This window comes from Cobetia sp. 29-18-1 (assembly GCF_029846405.1).
In the GTDB taxonomy this organism is placed as follows: domain Bacteria; phylum Pseudomonadota; class Gammaproteobacteria; order Pseudomonadales; family Halomonadaceae; genus Cobetia; species Cobetia amphilecti.
Genome location: NZ_JARWKS010000004.1, coordinates 216,478 through 233,859, shown reverse-complemented (window position 1 = coordinate 233,859; position 17,382 = coordinate 216,478). Strand labels below are relative to the sequence as shown.

16 protein-coding genes are annotated in these 17,382 nt (G+C 60.8%); 9 read left to right on the top strand and 7 right to left on the bottom strand.

The features are described 5' to 3' along the window. Window positions 1-4: 4 nt before the first annotated feature. Together purN and purM are read right to left on the bottom strand one after the other, a co-directional pair. Window positions 5-781 carry a phosphoribosylglycinamide formyltransferase gene (gene purN, locus QD208_RS05060; RefSeq protein ID WP_054556275.1) on the bottom strand — a complete coding sequence of 259 codons (777 nt, stop codon included), beginning with the start codon at window positions 779-781 and terminating at the stop codon, window positions 5-7. Then, complete coding sequence (gene purM / locus QD208_RS05055; RefSeq protein ID WP_054556274.1) at window positions 778-1,860, bottom strand: phosphoribosylformylglycinamidine cyclo-ligase; 1,083 nt, start codon at window positions 1,858-1,860, stop codon at window positions 778-780. The genes purN and purM overlap by 4 nt, the downstream gene beginning before the upstream one ends. Before the next feature lie 312 nt (window positions 1,861-2,172). On the opposite strand from purM, the gene QD208_RS05050 reads away from it, so the two are divergent. The 4 genes from QD208_RS05050 to QD208_RS05035 all read left to right on the top strand — a co-directional run bounded on the left by QD208_RS05050 (window position 2,173) and on the right by QD208_RS05035 (window position 6,143). Further along, a complete protein-coding gene (locus QD208_RS05050) occupies window positions 2,173-3,282 on the top strand; it encodes an AI-2E family transporter (RefSeq protein WP_043334110.1) in 1,110 nt (369 codons plus the stop codon). A gap of 40 nt (window positions 3,283-3,322) precedes the next feature. Then, window positions 3,323-4,021 carry a DnaA regulatory inactivator Hda gene (gene hda, locus QD208_RS05045; RefSeq protein ID WP_043334111.1) on the top strand — a complete coding sequence of 233 codons (699 nt, stop codon included), beginning with the start codon at window positions 3,323-3,325 and terminating at the stop codon, window positions 4,019-4,021. A 102-nt stretch (window positions 4,022-4,123) separates the two neighbouring features. Continuing rightward, window positions 4,124-4,597 carry a phosphate-starvation-inducible PsiE family protein gene (locus QD208_RS05040; RefSeq protein WP_279835979.1) on the top strand — a complete coding sequence of 158 codons (474 nt, stop codon included), beginning with the start codon at window positions 4,124-4,126 and terminating at the stop codon, window positions 4,595-4,597. Window positions 4,598-4,853: 256 nt separating this feature from the next. Further along, entirely contained in the window at window positions 4,854-6,143 is a 1,290-nt protein-coding gene (locus QD208_RS05035) for a hypothetical protein (protein ID WP_279835978.1), read from the top strand. 40 nt (window positions 6,144-6,183) lie between these two features. Here the strand turns inward: QD208_RS05035 and QD208_RS05030 are convergent, their stop codons facing one another. Together QD208_RS05030 and QD208_RS05025 are read right to left on the bottom strand one after the other, a co-directional pair. After that, entirely contained in the window at window positions 6,184-6,615 is a 432-nt protein-coding gene (locus tag QD208_RS05030; protein WP_279835977.1) for a secondary thiamine-phosphate synthase enzyme YjbQ, read from the bottom strand. A gap of 148 nt (window positions 6,616-6,763) precedes the next feature. After that, the gene (locus QD208_RS05025; protein ID WP_043334115.1) at window positions 6,764-7,672 is read right to left on the bottom strand and encodes a LysR family transcriptional regulator; all 909 of its coding nucleotides are present in this window, start codon (window positions 7,670-7,672) and stop codon (window positions 6,764-6,766) included. A 718-nt stretch (window positions 7,673-8,390) separates the two neighbouring features. Between QD208_RS05025 and QD208_RS05020 the strand changes: the two genes are divergently transcribed. From QD208_RS05020 to QD208_RS05010, 3 genes are all read left to right on the top strand, one after another. Further along, entirely contained in the window at window positions 8,391-10,412 is a 2,022-nt protein-coding gene (locus QD208_RS05020; RefSeq protein WP_279835976.1) for a TonB-dependent receptor, read from the top strand. A gap of 365 nt (window positions 10,413-10,777) precedes the next feature. After that, window positions 10,778-11,239, top strand: a complete 462-nt coding sequence (locus QD208_RS05015) for a flavodoxin domain-containing protein (protein WP_043334117.1) — start codon at window positions 10,778-10,780, stop codon at window positions 11,237-11,239. A gap of 68 nt (window positions 11,240-11,307) precedes the next feature. Beyond that, a complete protein-coding gene (locus QD208_RS05010) occupies window positions 11,308-11,724 on the top strand; it encodes a hypothetical protein (protein WP_052384630.1) in 417 nt (138 codons plus the stop codon). Between the two features lie 154 nt (window positions 11,725-11,878). Here the strand turns inward: QD208_RS05010 and ppnN are convergent, their stop codons facing one another. Continuing rightward, window positions 11,879-13,291 (bottom strand): nucleotide 5'-monophosphate nucleosidase PpnN, encoded by a 1,413-nt coding sequence (ppnN, locus tag QD208_RS05005; RefSeq protein WP_277876238.1) that lies wholly within the window; start codon window positions 13,289-13,291, stop codon window positions 11,879-11,881. A gap of 16 nt (window positions 13,292-13,307) precedes the next feature. Beyond that, window positions 13,308-13,607 (bottom strand): hypothetical protein, encoded by a 300-nt coding sequence (locus QD208_RS05000; RefSeq protein ID WP_043334118.1) that lies wholly within the window; start codon window positions 13,605-13,607, stop codon window positions 13,308-13,310. A gap of 307 nt (window positions 13,608-13,914) precedes the next feature. On the opposite strand from QD208_RS05000, the gene QD208_RS04995 reads away from it, so the two are divergent. Then, window positions 13,915-14,856: a LysR family transcriptional regulator gene (locus tag QD208_RS04995; protein ID WP_043334148.1), complete on the top strand. Its 942-nt coding sequence runs from the start codon at window positions 13,915-13,917 to the stop codon at window positions 14,854-14,856. Window positions 14,857-15,318: 462 nt separating this feature from the next. After that, complete coding sequence (locus QD208_RS04990; RefSeq protein ID WP_347881990.1) at window positions 15,319-16,914, top strand: acetyl-CoA hydrolase/transferase family protein; 1,596 nt, start codon at window positions 15,319-15,321, stop codon at window positions 16,912-16,914. 72 nt (window positions 16,915-16,986) lie between these two features. Here the strand turns inward: QD208_RS04990 and QD208_RS04985 are convergent, their stop codons facing one another. Then, on the bottom strand, window positions 16,987-17,316 hold the full coding sequence (locus QD208_RS04985; RefSeq protein WP_054556269.1) for a YkgJ family cysteine cluster protein: 330 nt from the start codon (window positions 17,314-17,316) through the stop codon (window positions 16,987-16,989). Window positions 17,317-17,382 lie beyond the last annotated feature (66 nt).

Here is a 17,382-nt window from a genome sequence, read left to right as displayed (position 1 = left end):
CTGATCAGTCTTCTTCGCCTTCCGGCAGCTCATCGCTGAGCTCTTCTTCCACATCGGCGTGGGAGAGGCGCAGGCCACCCACCGGCAGGTTGTGGCCGTCGAGCTTGGCCACTTCACCGTCGAGCTTCAGGCGGCCTTCGAGGAACCAGCGCACCGCGATCGGGTAGATCAGGTGCTCACGCGTGTGCACGCGCTCCTTGAGGCTGGCTTCATCATCGCCTTCCAGCACGTTGGCGACGGCCTGGATCGCGACCGGGCCACCGTCGAGCTCCTCGGTGACGAAGTGCACGCTGGCGCCGTGTTCCTTCTCGCCGGCTTCCAATACCTTGCGATGGGTATCAAGTCCCGGCCAGGCCGGCAGCAGCGACGGGTGAATATTCATCAGACGCCCGAAGAAGTACTGCACGAACAGCGGCGAGAGGATACGCATGAAGCCGGCCAGCACGATGAGGTCCGGTTCATGACGCTCGATCACCTTGATCAGCGCGGCGTCATAATGCTCGCGGGACTCATACTCCTCATGCGGCAGCGCCACGGCATCGACGCCGGCGTCGCGCGCACGCACCAGGCCGTAGGCATCGGCCTTGTTGGAGATGACCGCGACCACGTCGCCGCCCAGCTCGTCGTGTTCCTGTGCTTCCAGCAGCGCCTGCAGATTGCTGCCGCTGCCGGAAATCAGTACCACGACGCGCGGGCGAACCGGCGCATCGTCTGCCTCGAAACCGTTGCCGAAGCCGCCGAGAGTGTCACCGTTGGAGGCGTTGGTATTCGGTTCGATCATGCGGACAGATTCTCCAGCTGGACCTGCTCTTCCATGCCGTTGCGGGCGCGGATGCTGCCGAGGGTGAAGACGGTCTCGCCCTGGGCTTCCAGGTGAGCGCGCGCGGCGGTGGCGTCGGATTCAGCGACCACCACGACCATGCCGACACCACAGTTCAGCACGCGGTGCATCTCGTGTTCTTCGACGTTGCCCTGCTGCTGCAGCCAGTCGAAGACCGCCGGACGCTTCCAGCTGGCGACGTCGATCTCGGCGGTGCAGTCTTCCGGCAGCACACGCGGGATGTTCTCGAGCAGGCCGCCACCGGTGATGTGGGACATGGCGTGCACGGACAGGCCGCTTTCCTTGAGCAGCGACAGCAGCGGCTTGACGTAGATGCGCGTCGGCGCCATCAGGGCGTCAGCCAGCGGCTGGCCGTCGATTTCCTGCTCCAGCAGGGAGGCATCGGCGACTTCGAGAATCTTGCGGATCAGCGAGTAGCCGTTGGAGTGCGGGCCGGAGGAGGCCAGACCCAGAATCACGTCGCCTGCGCCGACCTTCTTGCCGTCGAGGATCTCGGACTTCTCGACCACTCCGACGCAGAAGCCGGCCAGGTCGTAGTCGCTGCCTTCGTACATGCCCGGCATTTCAGCGGTCTCGCCGCCGACCAGCGCGCAGCCGGACTGCAGGCAGCCTTCGCCGATACCGGTGACGACGTCAGCGGCGATGTCGATGTCGAGCTTGCCGGTGGCGTAGTAATCGAGGAACTGCAGCGGCTCGGCGCCAGCGACCACCAGATCATTGACGCACATGGCGACCAGATCGATGCCGATGGTGTCGTGACGGTTGAGGTCCATGGCCAGGCGCAGCTTGGTGCCCACGCCATCGGTGCCGGTGACCAGCACGGGCTGGCGGTAGCCTGCCGGCAGTTCGCACAGGGCGCCGAAGCCACCCAGACCACCCATCACTTCCGGGCGGTGAGTGCGCTTGGCGACACCCTTGATGCGTTCGACGAGGGCGTTGCCTGCATCGATATCGACACCTGCATCCTTGTAGCTCAAGGAAGTCTTGCTGGGCGAGGAGTCCTGGGGGCGTTGCGTCATGTGAGGTTCCTGTCGGTGCGGCCTGGGCGGTGAGACACGATCGATCGCGGGAAAAGAAAGGCGGCCATTGTAGCATTGCGCTTCGCGGCTGACACTGTGCCGATTCACAAAACCACATCAAAATGTGAAAAGGCCGCCGCGCCAGTCATGGCAGGCCTTGTCGCACCTTGGGTGGCGCCGGGGGAGGCAATGTCAGACGCGTGAGCGGCGCGTGTCTTGTGGGTGACTCGGCGACAGGCAACAATGGGTGATGCGTGCGCCGTCGGCAGTCAGCCGTCACGAGTGCCCCACGGCTTGTCTCAAGGAGTGAAGATGCAGCGTAAATGGTGGTTGCTGGCCGCAGGCGTGGCCTTCCTCGGCCTGTTGGTGATGCTCGAACCGATTCTGATGCCGTTCTTCATCGGCATGATTCTCGCCTATCTGGGTGACCCGCTGGCCGACTGGCTGGAAGACAAGGGCCTGTCGCGCCATCTGGCGGTCACGCTGGTGTTCAGCGTGCTCTCGGTGGTGCTGTTGATCGCGCTGCTGGTGCTGGTGCCGCTGCTCGGGCGTCAGCTGGCGCAGTTGATCAGCTTCATGCCGGTGGTCTTCAACTGGATACGCGAGACGGTGCTGCCGGAAATCCAGTCGTTCACCGGGCTGGATTTCAGCGCCGACTTCGATCAGGTCCGCTCGCTGCTGCTGGGCAACTGGAAAGAGACCGGCACCTTCGCCGCCGCGCTTCTGGGCACCGTCTCCAAGTCCGGGCTGGCGATGGCCATCTGGCTGGGCAATCTGGCGCTGATTCCCGTCGTCACCTTCTATCTGCTGCTCGACTGGGACCGCATGAAGGAGAAGCTGCAGGGCCTGCTGCCGCGCCATATGGAGCCCACCGCCACGCGTCTGGCGCATGACTGTGATGAGGTGCTGGGCGCCTTCCTGCGCGGGCAGCTGCTGGTGATGCTGAGTCTGGGCATCGTCTATGCCATTGGCCTGGCGATCATCGGGCTCAAGTTCGCGCTGTTGATCGGCCTGGTGGCGGGGCTTGCCAGCATCGTGCCGTATCTGGGCGTCATCGTGGGTATCCTGATCGCGGCGACGGTGGCCTTCTTCCAGTTCGGCGAGTGGTGGGCGCTGCTGGCGGTCGGCGGGGTCTTCGCGCTCGGTCAGCTGCTGGAAGGCGTGGTGTTGCAGCCACTGCTGCTGGGCGACAAGATCGGCCTGCATCCGGTCGCGGTCATCTTCGCGGTGATGGCGGGCGGCCAGCTGTTCGGCTTTACCGGCATTCTATTGGCCCTGCCGGTGGCGGCCGTGATCATGGTGCTCTTGCGTTATCTGCATGATCGCTATAAAAACAGTACTTTATATGACCAACAGCGTGATTCTCGCCCCGCGGTGGCAGCAGATCAGCCAGCGCCGCCGGCGGCAGAGGATACCCAGTGATCGAGAGACGAGATCACGGCAACAACAATCAGCATGACGGATGGCAATGACTCAGGGACAGATGGCACTCGGCGTCGGGGTACGTGACGCCGCGACCTTCGACAACTACCACTTCACCTCGACCTCGCTGGCGGAGGCCCTCAAGGGGCAGCTTGCCGACGGCGGGGAGCCCTTCGTCTATCTGTGGGGCGGCGAGCAGAGTGGGCGTAGCCACCTGTTGCAGGCGGCCTGTCATCTGGCGGGCGAGCAGGGCAAGCGTGCCTTCTATCTGCCGCTCAATGAGCTGGGTCACTTCCCGCCGCACATGCTCGAAGGGCTGGACGAGATGGACCTGGTCGCCATCGATGACCTCGATGTGGTGATCGGTCGGCAGCGCTGGGAAGAGGCGCTGTTCCACCTCTACAACCGCCTGCGCGACGGTGGGCGGCATCTGCTGGTCAGCGCCAGCTGCGCACCGCGGCTGCTGCCCGTCATCCTGCCGGATCTCGCCTCGCGGCTCTCCTGGGGCGTCACCTTCCACCTCTCGGGGCTGGATGACGCCCAGCGCCTCGAAGCGCTCAAATTGCGTGCACGTGACCACGGCCTTGCACTGCCCGACGAAGTCGCCCGCTACATCCTGCATCGCGGGCCGCGCAGCCTGCCGGGCCTGTTCGCGGCGATGAGCGAACTCGACAACGCCTCGCTCTCTGCCCAGCGCAAGCTGACCATTCCCTTCGTCAAGCAGACGCTCGGCTGGTAGGGCAGCGCCTGCGTGGGCCCAGTGGCCCAAACTTGCCTTCATCACGACCGCGGCACCGATATTGCAGTCTCTTTCCATCATCTCTGTCTGAGGACACGCGGCATGAACAGGTTAGACAAGCATCGGGAGCGCATGCACAAGCAAGCCAACTCGATCGGCAACTTCCTGGTTGAAGGCTTTCACTATCTCGGCCTGTTCGCCATCGGTGGCGCGATTGCCATCGCCTCGGTATCGGCCTTCTTCGAGATGTTCGCCAAGGGCTCGGCCAGCGTCGATGACATCCTGCTGCTGTTCATCTATCTCGAACTCGGCGCGATGGTCGGTATCTACTTCAAGACCAACCACCTGCCGATCCGCTTTCTGCTCTACATCGCCATCACTGCGCTAACGCGCTACCTCATCGGCGATGTCTCCCACCACAAGGCCCCCGATATCGGCCTGCTCTACCTCTGCGGCGGCATCTTCTTCCTCTCCCTCTCGGTACTCGCCGTGCGCTTCGCCTCCTACAAATACCCCTCCAGCAAAGCCATCGACCCGATGGGCGGCACGGTAGGGGACGAGGACTCTATGAAGTAAAATTATAAAAAAGAGGAGAGTTGTAGATATCTTTGCTTAGACTAAATATTGTTGTATTGATAGTGGCAGATTGTTTTGTAGAGGGGCTATAGTCTGCTCTACAGAGCTGCCATGGAGGAAGTTAATATTATTTCCTGTTCTGTGGAAAGTATGTTATTGAGTCTTGGCCTTTCTTTAAAGATGTATGCAGTATTTTGGTACTAATCCTTTGTTTTGGTGTCGATATAAACGATGTTACTATTTTTATGGAGGTTGTATGATCAGGTACGATCTTAAAGATGTTTTCACACCAACCAGTTCTGCTAAAGTTACTTTTGTCGAGCGAGTTAATCAGAATGTAGATACAAGACTGAGCAGAGCATTAAGGCTACCAGGTAATCAAGTGGTTATTTATGGGCATTCAGGTTCGGGGAAAAGCACTTTACTTGATAATGTTTTATTCAGGACGTATGAAAAGCATATAAGTACAAATTGTATGAGAGGAATGACCTTTGAACAGGTCGTTCTTGATGCATTTGACCAACTTAAAGAGTTTTACGTTCAAGAGGTAACAAGTAGTAATAGAGTTAAAGTGGATGCGACTGCTAAAGCTGATTACATGGCAATTAAAGCACAGATTGGAGCCGTTTATGAAAATTCAGAGGGACAAAAGCAGGTTCGCTTACTTCCACCTCAACTTACGCCACAAAACCTTGGTAGGCTATTAGGACAATCCGGTTATTGCTGGGTGTTGGAGGACTTCCATAAGATAGAAGGAGAGGAAAAAGAAAAGCTAGCACAGATGATGAAGGTCTTTGTCGATCTTTCGGCGAAATACCAAGACCTTAAGATCATAGCTTTAGGAGCCGTCAATACAGCAAGGCAAGTAGTTAAATCTGATAAAGAGATGCGTAAAAGGGTATCTGAAATTCATGTTGACCTAATGACGGATAGAGAGATTGAGGAGATAATCAGAAAAGGCTGTGTTGCACTGAATATAAAAATAGCAGATGACGTGCAAGAGGATATTATTAAATACTCAAATGGGCTGGCTTCAATATGTCATAAGATATGTTATTTTTTATGCGATTCTGCCTTAATTACTGAAACTGTTACTAGCCCAGTAGAGTTTATTTCAGAAGACCTCCAAAATGCTTTATCCGAATATATAAAGGATGAAGAGGATACTTTGAAAGACGCTTTTGATAGTGCCCTGAAGATAAAGGCTGTCGACCTAACATTAAGGGCTTTGATCGCTCAAGATCCGGAGGGCGCTCATATTGATGACATTTTTAGTTACACAAAAGATAATGGCATTCGTGTCACAAAGAAAAAGTTACAAGAAGATTTGCAGAATCTTGAAAAAGAAGAATTTGGTGAAATGGTTAAGCTAGAAGATAATTCTCAAAAATATTCATTCATCGATCCTTTTTATCGAAGCTTTGCTATGGCCTATTTTGAAGAGCGTGAAAATAGGCCTAAAAAATCAAAAGTTACTGATAAAGAGATGATCGAGTTGTTTAATGCTGTCATGAAAAATGTTAGAGCTAATTATAATATTGAGTAGAAGTCGTTTTTTATTGAACGGATGGCTCGTTAATATATAACTATGCTCCACTCAGTGTCAGACACAGCCTGCGGCTGCCGCCGTGATCGCGGTGTTCGCCGAGCCAGATGCCTTGCCAGGTGCCGAGGGCGAGGCGGTTGACGCCGCGGCGGGCTTCGACAGGCAGCGTGAGTTGGGTGCCGAGCAGGCTGGCGAGCACGTGGGCGGGCATGTCGTCATCGCCTTCCAGCGTGTGGCGGAAGTAGGGCAGGTTGCCAGGCACCAGGCGGCGCAGAAAGGCGTCCATGTCGTGGCGCACGTCGGGGTCGGCGTTCTCGTTGAGCGTCAGCGAGGCGGAGGTGTGCAGCAGCTGCACATGCAGCAGGCCGACACTGACCGGCGGCATTTCGGCCAATGCCTGTTCCACCTCGTCACTGATGAGGTGAAAACCGCGCTTGCGGGCGGAGAGGGTGAGCGTGTCGCGTTGCCACATGAGAAGCCCTGCCTGTCATTGATTCAGTACATGCTAAACATGACAAGCCAGAACGCAAAAGGCCAGCCCCTGAGGGCTGGCCTTTTTGCTGCGTACCGCGCTGATTCATGTCACCGCGAGGGTGAGAGTTAGCGTTGCACAGCTTGAATCAACCGGCAGTGGTAGCAGCTTCGCTGACGGTGCGGCGGGCGGCCTTGGCGGTGACGCGCTCCGGCTCTGACTTGCCGATTTCGCGGGCGAGCCAGTCGGCGAGCATGCGCACGCGGGTCGGGATCGGGCCACGCGGCAATAGCATGCCGATCTCGACCGGCGGGATCTCGCTGCATTCCAGACGCTTGAAGGACTGGCCGTTGCGCTCGCTGAGGGTGTTGACCCAGTCGGTCGGCAGCACGGCGCGAATCAGGCCATCGGCCACGTAGTCGGTGAGGACTTCGAGGTCATCTGACTGGATGTGATTCGGGCGCGGGTCTTCCGGGTGACGCGAGAGGGAGGTGCCGGACACCAGCGGTTCCAGCTCGCCCCACGGCAGTTCTTCCGGGTTCTCGACATGAGAGGCCGCGTAGGCCGCCTGATGCCAGTGGGTCAGCGGGCGGAAGACGTGGGTGCTGCCGGCCAGATGCGGGAAGCCGATCACCAGGTGCGGCTGATTCTCGAGAATCTCGCGGCCGTTGTGCCACAGCTTCAGCTTGATATCGACGCCTTCGTGCTCCGACAGGAAGCTGGTCAGCGCGTGACCCAGGAAGTGACGACCCAGCGACGGCGTGGCGTGGATACGGATGGTACCGGTGAGGTCTGACTGGCGGTCTTCGATGGCGCGGTGCGCTTCATCATCGAGATTGGCCATCGAGCGTGCGTAACGGTAAAGGGTCTCGCCGGCTTCTGACAGGCGAATGCCACGATGACCACGCTCGACCAGGCGAGTGCCGAAACGGCCCTCAAGGGCGTCGAGGCGACGGCTGACGGTGGACTTGGGCAGGCGCAGACGTTCTGCTGCGCGGGACAGGCTGCCGAGGTCTGCGACCATCAGGAAGGTGTTGTAGGCGTCGATATCGCTCATCGAATAGGTCCGGTTGTTCAGAGGGTCGGGGTGTGCCGTCAGGGAAACACCCACCTTGTACGGGCCAAACGGGCCCGTTGCAGCGCCAGTCGCTGCACAACGGATTGCCTGTCGATGACCGTGCCCCTCAGGCCGCAGGGGAATCCCCCGGGCAAAGACGCGCTCATCGATCAACAACCGTCACTGCCAGCCGAGCACCTCAGCGCGCGGCGACAGGTCTTGCATCTGCTGCAGATATCCTCAGGGCCGAGGCCATGAGAGGGCACTGCCTTGGCGTGACAGCAAGCGCCCTTAATCTGAGCACGCTAACTATATCACTCTGGATGTAGTGTTGCATCCAAAGTCGCATGCATTGCGCAAATCCGATCTCCGCAAGATGAAACCCTGCCGTGAAGCGAGAAATTTGCGTGGGCCAGGCACTTGTCGAGACACGTCGGCTAAGACGTCAGTGGCTGGCGATGGTTCCGTATCTGATGACAGACAGGTGATAAAAAAGTGAATTTGGTGACTACACGGGTGAAAAAGTGTGCAAATCGGGCCGTTTTTGGCAGTTGAGGCACAATCCGGCGCTGCAAGAGGCGAGAAATGACGCGGCCTGATTGCAGAAGTTGCGGAGCGGCGTTGCAGGAAGTGTTGATGACGCAAATGTGCAAACGCGTGCATTATCTCGTTCGCAAAGAGAATCATTATTATTATTAATCTTGGGAACCCTCCGCTCATGACCGATCGCCTCTCTCCGTGCGTGGCAGCCAGCGCTTCCCGCGCCACTGCTTTCACTCCGCGTCCGCTGGTGGCAGCCATTGCGCTGCTGTGTGCCAGTACTGCCAATGCAGAGACGCTGCAGATGGACACGCTGCAGATCGAGGACGATCGCCTCAACGCGACCGCGGTCATCGATAGCGAAGAGATCGCGCTGCATCAGGCGCATGACCTCAAGGATGTCTTCCGTGATACGCCGTCCGTCACCGTCGGCGGCACCACTGCCTCGTCGGAGATGATCTACGTGCGCGGTCTGGAAGACACCAACCTCAACATCAGCGTCGATGGTGCCAGCCAGAATGGCTACCTGTTCCACCACAGCTCCAGCTTCAACATCGAGCCGGAACTGCTCAAGCGCGCTGAAGTCCAGGCCGGACCGGGCGCCGCCGACAATGGTCCCAACGCCCTGGGCGGCAGCATCAAGTTCGTCACCAAGGATGCCCAGGACCTGCTCGAGCCGGGTGAGACCTTCGGCGGCATGGTCAAGGGCAGCACCGAGTCCGCGGCAGATGCCGTCAAGGGCACGCTGTCCGTCTACGGTGAAGTCGCGCCGAACGCGGGCCTGCTGTTCTCGACCAGCGCACGCAACAGCGATGACTACCGCACCGGCGGCGGTGATGAAGAGGAAGGTACCGGCGGCCATCAGCGCAGCTACTTCGGCAAGTTCAGCCTGCTCGACCAGGGCGCGCACAGCCTGCGCATCAGTGCCGAGCACAACGAGGACAGCGGCATCTACTGCACGCGTCCCAACATGGAATGTCAGCCGTTCAACAACGAGAAGGTCGACACCGAGCTGAGCCGCGACACCTATACCGCCAACTATGACTATGAGCCGGGCTCGCGACTGGTGGACGTGCACACCAACGTCTTCCACACCAAGACCGAGCTGGACCGCACCACCGTCTCCACCGGCGATGAGCTGAACGCCGATGTCGAGAGCTACGGCGGTGACCTGAACAACACCTTCCGTTTCGGCCCCGAGGACATGAACAACCGCCTGACGCTGGGTAGCGATTACGTCTACGACGAATCCAGCACCGGCAGCTTCGACGAGAAGGCGCGCAACCTCGCGCTCTACGCCCAACACCGCATGACGCTGGGCGCGGTGGACCTGTCCTTCGGCGCGCGTGTCGATGACTACAAGACCGAATATGCCAATGGCGAGACGCTGGATGACACCGATGTCAGCCCGAACGCGAGCCTCAACTGGCGTGTCGGCGGCGGTGTCGAGCTGTTCACCGGCTACTCCACGGCAGTGCGCGGCAACAAGGGCCGTGAAGCCATCCTGGCCGACGATGGCGTCGGTGTCGGCGAGACGCTGACCGTCGAACCGGGTCTCGAGGCCGAGACCTCGCGCAGCACCGAAGTCGGCGCGCGCTGGAAGGGCAATGACCTCCTCACCCAGCGTGACCGCGCTGGCCTGGAAGTCACCTACTTCGATACCCACTTCGACAACTACATCACCGATGAGACCGTCGGCAGCGAAACCACCATCTACAACATGGAAGGCATCGTCACCAGCAAGGGTGTCGAGGCGCGTGCCACCTACGGCATCGGCGGCTGGGACATGACGCTGGGCTACCTGACCATGGACCTGGAAGACAACCAGGGCGAGACCGTGGTCGATGACATGGGCCTGGGCAACCAGACCGGTGATCGCTGGAGCCTGGACAACCGCTACACCTTCGTTGACCCGCAGATGACGATCGGCTGGACCGTGACCGCCTATGAGCGCCTCACCGACCTGCCGGATGATCAGAGCGAGCGCGCCGGTTACGCCACGCACGATGTCTACGCCAGCTGGGTGCCGCGTGACATGCAGGACCTGACGCTGACGGCCGGTATCTACAACCTGTTCGACAAGGAATATACCGACCAGAACACCTACTTCCTGGAACCCAACAGCGCACGCGGCATCACGACGGGCGCCATCACCAGCCCGGGGCGTGACGTGCGTCTGTCAGTGGCGTATCGCTTCTGATCAGAAGGCTTTGAACCCGCAAGTTCGCACCTGACAGGGATTCATCGCCAGCGGTCGTGATCCAGGCTCGCAACGCAGGATGCTTCACTGGCAAGACCCTCGCAGCGCCATCGTGTTCTTCACGGTGGCGCTGTTCTCGTTTGTGGGGTGCTCAGAAGGGGGCTGCCAGCTCCTGCTGCCTGCTGCCTGCGTCTCGCGGCCACGCGGTGCTATCGATTCATCAGACCAGGCCCGCCTGCCGCCTGCGTCTCGCAGGCGGGCTGTGCTACCATCGCGACCAAATGTCGGAGAGCGTCTGCGCGACTCTTCGCACTGCACTCACGTTCCCGCCACTGGCGGGTGATCGTTCGAATAAGGAAGGATGCATGGCGCTTCTGAAGATTTTTGTCGGCACGATGTATGGCGGTTCACTGGATGTGGCCGAGCAGGTTCAGCCGTTGTTCGAGCAGGCCGGCTATACGGTCGAGGTGCTCGACCAGCCGACACTGGCTGACCTGACTGACGCGCGCCCTGATCTGGCGCTGTTCGTCACCTCCACCACCGGCAGTGGCGATGTGCCGGGCAATCTGACCGGCTTCCTCAATGCGCTGTCTGCCGAGTCCCCAGCGCTGGATTGGCTGCGTTACGGTCTGATCGCCCTGGGCGACAGCTCCTACGGCGAGACCTATTGTGGCGCGGGGCGTCATCTGGATGAGCGTCTGGCCGACCTGGGCGCCACGCGCCACGGCGAGCGCCTCGAGATCGACGCCATGGAAACCTTCATGGCCGACGACGCGGCGCTGCCGTGGGTCGAGAGCTGGATTCCGACCCTGCCGGCCACTGCCTGATTCTGCGGCGGTGGGCTGACCCGCCGCCTGCTTCTTCTGTTGTCCGTTCTTTCATCGAGACTGCTTCAATGCCGAAACTGAATCCTGATCATCCGCGTGCCCGCAACCTGACGCCGCAGCGCGTCTCCGTGCTGGCGGGTCTGGCGGTGGTAATGGTCGCCAATATTCCGCGTTTCCTGATGAGTGGCGAGAATACGCGTCTGATGCTGATCGTCGGCTTTGCCGTCGCCGTCAGCGCGCTGGGCATCTACATCTATCGCCAGCTGTCAGAGACCGCCAAGGCCAAGGTGCCGACGATGATGCGTCGTCTGCTGGTCTGGCTGGTGGTGGGGCTGGCGGCGATGGCAGCGTTCAACTTTGCCGCGCCGATGCTCAACCGCCCTCAGGAAGGTGCGCTTGAGGTGCTGGTCGATGGCCTGACGCTGGGTCTGCTGGCGCATGTGATCAGCATGTGGATGCAGCGCCGTCGTGGTGAGGAAGGCTGAGCCTCGATTCTTGCGGCTCATGAGATGCTGTCAGCAAGATCATCCCTATAAACAAGAACGCCCCGATCAGCGATGACCGGGGCGTTCTTGTGATGGCGCTCATGTGATGGCTGATGAGGTGACGACACGCCTCAGCGTGTCATCACCGGGCCATTTACTTGCACAGGGTGTAGCAGGGCACGTAATCGCTGCCTGGCAGCTTCATGCGGCCCTGGGCGACGAAGGAGGTGAGCAGGGCGTCGAGACGCTCCATCAGCTCGGCTTCGGCGGTCAGGCGGAAGGGGCCGTCGCGCTCGATCTCCTCGATGCCTTCCTTCTTGACGTTGCCGGCGACGATGCCCGAGAAGGCACGACGCAGGTTGGCCGCCAGTTCATGCACCGGCTGGTTGCGGTGCAGCGCCAGGCCCGACATGTTGGCGTGGGTCGGCGCGAAGGGCTGCTGGAAGTGCGGGGCGATATGCAGGCGCCAGTTGTAGTAGAAGGCATCCTGATGCTGGCGACGGAATTCCGCCACCTCGTCGATGCCACCGCGCATGGTGCGTGCCACCTCGACCGGATTGTCGATGATGATGGTGTAGCGCGAGCGCGCTTCCTCGCCCAGGGTGTAGGCGATGAACTCGTCGATCTGCTTGAAGTACTCGGCGCTGGACGCCGGGCCGGTGAAGATGACCGGGAACGGCAGCTCGCTGTTTTCCGGGTGCAGCAGAATGCCGAGCAGATAGAGAATCTCCTCGGCGGTGCCCACGCCGCCCGGGAAGACGATGATGCCATGTGCGGTACGCACGAAGGCTTCAAGGCGCTTCTCGATGTCCGGCATGATGATCAGTTCATTGACGATCGGGTTGGGCGATTCGGCGGCGATGATGCCCGGCTCCGAGATGCCCAGATAGCGACCTTCGGTGCGACGCTGCTTGGCGTGCGCGACGTTGGCGCCCTTCATCGGGCCCTTCATGGCGCCCGGGCCACACCCGGTGCAGATGTCGAGATCACGCAGGCCGAGGTGGTAACCCACGTCCTTGGTGTACTCGTATTCCTCGCGGTTGATGGAGTGCCCGCCCCAGCAGGTGACCAGACTCGGCTCACGCGAGGACTTCAGCGCCCCGGCGTTGCGCAGGATATGGAACACCGCATTGGTGGTGCCTTCGGTGGTCGTGAGATCGAAACGCGGAGTGTTCTGGATCTCGTTGGCCACATAGACGATGTCACGCAACACGCTGGAGAGATGCTCGCGAATGCCGCGGATCATCTTGCCGTCGACGAAGGCATCGCCGGGCGCATTGTCGAGCTTGAGGCGAATGCCGCGGTCCTGCTGCAGCACCTCGATCTCGAAATTCTTGTGTGCGTTGAGCACCGCGACGCTGTCATCGGTCTGGCTGCCGCAGTTGAGCACGGCCAGCGCACAGCGGCGCAGGATGTCGTGCAACCCGTTGGAGGAGGTATCGCGCAGGCGATTGACCTCATCCTGGGAGAGCACTTCCAGGCTGCCTTCCGGCGAGATGATGGTCGAGACCAGCATGGAGCTGGCATCACGTGAATAGGTCGTCGCTTCGCTGGTGACAGAATTCATGACTGTCTTCCTTGTGTCAGGCGCCCACGGTGGTCTGGGCGCGTTTCCGGGCTTCTGCCCAGAGTTCAGCAATGCGCTCGCGGTCGTCCACGCTCATGCTGTCCTGGGCAAAGGCGTGCTGCATCCACTCTTCAAAGGTGGCGTCAAAGTCTTCCGCGACCACATCCTCGGGATCGTAATCGGCGTTTTCCAGCACCAGTTCCACCTGGGGAATCATGTACCCCAGCGGGAACAGGTCATTTTCGGCACAGTCGCTTTCCATGGCGAGCAGCGCCTTGTGAATGGCTTCGCCGCGTGCAGCCAGAGCATCAGACATCTAGAGCATCTCGTGTTTCGGGCCAGTCCGAAGATTGGCCAGGACAGGGGTAAAGCGCCGGGCCCTGGCGCGTCGCCGTGGCGTTGAACACGGCAGACGCAGCCAAGGTGGCAGCTGGCATTGTCCATGATGCTAACACGCGAGAGTGGCGGGGCGCAGCGCTGCGCATGGCGGCCAGCTCTGGTAGAATCATGTGCTTTGCGGGTCGGTGACACCTGTGCTGACATGGCAGTTGCGTCATGCAGGTCGTCGCCGGCAACACGATGCGCCGAGTCGCGTCCCCCGTTCGTGAGTGGTCAGTGCCTTCATGTTCAACGCCCAGTATTTTCGTACCTTCATCACACTGGTGGAGACCGGCAGCTTTACCCATACCGCGCGCAAGCTGGAGATGACCCAGCCCGGCGTCAGCCAGCATATTCGCAAGCTGGAGCAGTATCTGGGCCGCTCGCTGCTCAATCGCCAGGGACGCAAGTTCTCGCTGACCGCAGCGGGGCGTCGCTGCTATGACTACTCCATCAAGCTGTTCGCCGAGCACACCCAGTTCATGCACTCGCTGGATGATGACTCCCCGGACAGCGGCGAATGTCGCGTGGCCAGCCCCTCAAGCGTCGGGCTGATGTTCTACCCGTTCACGCTGGGCTATCAGCAGCAGCACCCGGGGCTGACGGTCAGCTACAGCTTCGCCTTCAATTCCGAGATCGTGCAGGACGTGCTGGCGGGTCGCTTCGACCTGGGCATCGTCACCGAGCCGGTCAAGCATCCGGACCTGAACTTCGAGCTGTGGCATCAGGAGCCGCTGTGCCTGGTGGTGCCCGCCGATTTCGCCGGCAACAGCCTCAATGAGCTTATGGCGCTGGGCTTCATGAATTACGCCGATGGCGTCAACAATGCCAGTGCCTTGTTGCGTGAGAACTTCGCCGGCGAATTCCGCTCCATGAGCCACTTCCCGCAGCAGGGCTTCACCAACGATATCGGCATGGTGCTGGACGCCGTGGCGCGTGGTCTGGGCTTCACCGTCGTCTCGCGCACGGTGCTGGAGACCTCGCCGTGGCAGCGTCAGGTGCGCGAGATGCCGCTGACCGAAGCCGTCTACGAGAACCTCTACATCGTCACGCGTGACAATGCCGAGGTGCCGCGCCGCTACGAGCAGCTGCTGGGTGAATTCCGCCTGCAGCGTCGCAACACGCTCTACGGCTACGCCGATGCGCCGGAAAGCTTCGACAACATGGACTTCGACAGCATGGTGTAACGCCTCGCGTCATCATCTGCGCCTCCCGAAAGCCCGCTCTTCATGAGCGGGCTTTTTCGTGTCTCGCCGTCGCCATCTGCGCCGCGCGAGGCGTCGCCCTTTGTGCACCGCCTGGTTCCAGCCGCTGCCGCCGCCTTGCGACCAAGGCCTGATGCGGGGGCGGCGTACTGCGTGGGATGCTGAAAGCCAGCGCCTGGTTGTTACAGACCTGTTTATTACAGCCTTGGCTATTACAGACCTGGCTATTACAGCCATGGTTATTTCAGGCTTGGCTATGCTTGGCTCAGTCAGCGTCTTGCCAGCGCCTTGCTTGCTCATTTCGTGGTGTCTTGCCCATCAGGAGGTTCTGCCGTCGTGTCTTCATCCGGTTCTCGCTCCAGTGTCACGCCTCATGCTCCTTCAGCCTCCCCATCTCCCGAGGCGTCAGCTGCATCAAGCGAGGTCTTCTCGCTGCTGGCGCGCATGGAGGTCGGCGAGCTGACCCCGGAGCAGCACGCCGAGGTCGCGCGTCGCTGCCGCTGGCCTGACTGGCAGTCGCGCCAGATGAGCGCCAGCCAGGCCGCCGAATTGATTCACGATGGCATGACGGTGGGCATGAGTGGCTTCACGCGGGCGGGGGAGGCCAAGGCTCTGCCGCTGGCGCTGGTCGAGAAGGCGCGCCGCGAGCCGTTCTCCATCACGCTGATGACCGGTGCCTCGCTGGGCAATGACCTCGACGGCCAGATGGCGGACGCCCACATGCTGGCGCGGCGCATGCCGTTTCAGGTCGACCCGGTGCTGCGCCGTGCCATCAACGCCGGCGAAGTCATGTTCATGGACCAGCACCTGTCCGAGACGGTGGAGCTGCTGCGCAATCACCAGCTGAGTGACATGAATGTCGCGGTGATCGAGGCCAGCGCCATCACCGCCGATGGCGGCATCGTGCCGACCACCTCGGTGGGCAACTCGGCCAGCTATGCGATTCTCGCCGACAAGGTGATCATCGAGCTCAATCTCGAGTCGCCGGCGGCGCTTGAAGGGCTGCACGACATCTACATTCCGCAGATGCGCCCCAGCCGCCAGCCGATTCCGGTGGTCGCGCCGGACTCGCGCATCGGCACGCCGTATATCCCGATGGATCCCGCCAGAATCGCCGCCATCGTGCTGACCCGCGGCAGTGACAGCCCCTCGACCTGCACGCCGCCGGATGAGGGCACCCAGCGCATGGCGGGCCATCTGGTCGAACTGCTCAAGCAGGAAGTCGCGCTGGGGCGTCTGACACCGGCCATGCTGCCGCTGCAGGCGGGCATCGGCAGCATGGCCAACGCGGTGATGAGTGGTCTCAAGGAAGGGCCCTTCGAGCACCTGACCATGTACTCGGAGGTGCTGCAGGATTCCACCTTCGATCTGCTGGATGCCGGCAAGCTCGATTTCGCCTCCGGCTCCTCCATCACGGTCACCGAGGAGCGTGGCCGCACGCTGTGGAAGGACCTCGAGCGCTATCGTGACCGCCTGATCCTGCGCCCGCAGGAGCTGTCCAATCATCCGGGCATCGTGCGGCGCCTCGGCGTGATCGCGGTCAATACGGCGCTGGAATTCGATATCTACGGCAACGTCAATTCCACCCATGTTTGCGGCACGCGGATGATGAATGGTATCGGCGGTTCCGGCGATTTCGCGCGCAATGCCCAGCTGTCGGTGTTCATCACCAAGTCACTGGCCAAGGGCGGTGATATCTCGAGCGTGGTGCCGTTCGCCAGCCACGTGGACCACACCGAGCACGATGTCGACATCCTGGTCACCGAGCATGGGCTGGCGGATCTGCGCGGTCTGGCGCCACGCGAGCGGGCGGTGCAGGTGATCGAGAACTGCTCGGACCCGAGCTATCGCCCTGCGCTGCGCGCCTACTTCGAGGAGGCGTGCCAGCGTGGCGGCCATACGCCACATTGTCTGGAGCAGGCGCTGAGCTGGCATCGTGAGGTAGAGGTGAAGGGGCATATGCGCGCCATGCGCACGGCAGCCGAGCCAAGCCCGAACCTTGCAGGAGCGGCCCCGCCGCTGCCGGATGCCACTGCCTGATCGCACATTAGGCAGGGCGCTCTCAGGCAGGGTGTTTGGGAGAAACAACCAGGACGAGCGCTGGCAGGCGGACTACTGATCGAGGCCGTTTTCCAGGCGCTCGTCTTCGCATTCCGGGCTACCCATCTCGTAATCGCGGCACAGCTGCGGCCGGCGGTCGTAGATGGTGCACATCAGCGTCTCGCGGTCGACGGCGGCACACCAGCCATCGTCGAGGCGGCGCATGACTTCGCCGCCCCATTCATCCTCGTCGATCAGGTAGTCCGGCACGCCGGTATCGGTGAGCAGGATGACCTCAAGCCGGCAGCAGCAGGCCTGGCAGTTGCTGCAGGCGATCTCGTGATTGGCGGGTGTCGCAGCGCCGGCAGTGGCCGGCGAGACGTCGGTAATCGGAATATTCATCGGGACAGGGTCAGCCACAGTGAGTCAGGCACCAACATCGGCACGCTTCAGCCGGCAGTGAAACAC

Excerpts from the sequence above, each read along its gene's own strand:
- QD208_RS05015 (WP_043334117.1), top strand. The coding sequence starts at position 10,778 with ATGGCGCTTCTGAAGATTTTTGTCGGCACGATGTATGGCGGTTCACTG.
- QD208_RS05040 (WP_279835979.1), top strand. The coding sequence starts at position 4,124 with ATGAACAGGTTAGACAAGCATCGGGAGCGCATGCACAAGCAAGCCAAC.
- QD208_RS05000 (WP_043334118.1), bottom strand. The coding sequence starts at position 13,607 with ATGTCTGATGCTCTGGCTGCACGCGGCGAAGCCATTCACAAGGCGCTG.
- QD208_RS05050 (WP_043334110.1), top strand. The coding sequence starts at position 2,173 with ATGCAGCGTAAATGGTGGTTGCTGGCCGCAGGCGTGGCCTTCCTCGGC.
- QD208_RS05035 (WP_279835978.1), top strand. The coding sequence starts at position 4,854 with ATGATCAGGTACGATCTTAAAGATGTTTTCACACCAACCAGTTCTGCT.
- QD208_RS05025 (WP_043334115.1), bottom strand. The coding sequence starts at position 7,672 with ATGAGCGATATCGACGCCTACAACACCTTCCTGATGGTCGCAGACCTC.
- QD208_RS04985 (WP_054556269.1), bottom strand. The coding sequence starts at position 17,316 with ATGAATATTCCGATTACCGACGTCTCGCCGGCCACTGCCGGCGCTGCG.
- ppnN (WP_277876238.1), bottom strand. The coding sequence starts at position 13,291 with ATGAATTCTGTCACCAGCGAAGCGACGACCTATTCACGTGATGCCAGC.
- QD208_RS05030 (WP_279835977.1), bottom strand. The coding sequence starts at position 6,615 with ATGTGGCAACGCGACACGCTCACCCTCTCCGCCCGCAAGCGCGGTTTT.
- QD208_RS04995 (WP_043334148.1), top strand. The coding sequence starts at position 13,915 with ATGTTCAACGCCCAGTATTTTCGTACCTTCATCACACTGGTGGAGACC.
- purM (WP_054556274.1), bottom strand. The coding sequence starts at position 1,860 with ATGACGCAACGCCCCCAGGACTCCTCGCCCAGCAAGACTTCCTTGAGC.
- QD208_RS04990 (WP_347881990.1), top strand. The coding sequence starts at position 15,319 with ATGGAGGTCGGCGAGCTGACCCCGGAGCAGCACGCCGAGGTCGCGCGT.
- QD208_RS05020 (WP_279835976.1), top strand. The coding sequence starts at position 8,391 with ATGACCGATCGCCTCTCTCCGTGCGTGGCAGCCAGCGCTTCCCGCGCC.
- hda (WP_043334111.1), top strand. The coding sequence starts at position 3,323 with ATGGCAATGACTCAGGGACAGATGGCACTCGGCGTCGGGGTACGTGAC.
- QD208_RS05010 (WP_052384630.1), top strand. The coding sequence starts at position 11,308 with ATGCCGAAACTGAATCCTGATCATCCGCGTGCCCGCAACCTGACGCCG.
- purN (WP_054556275.1), bottom strand. The coding sequence starts at position 781 with ATGATCGAACCGAATACCAACGCCTCCAACGGTGACACTCTCGGCGGC.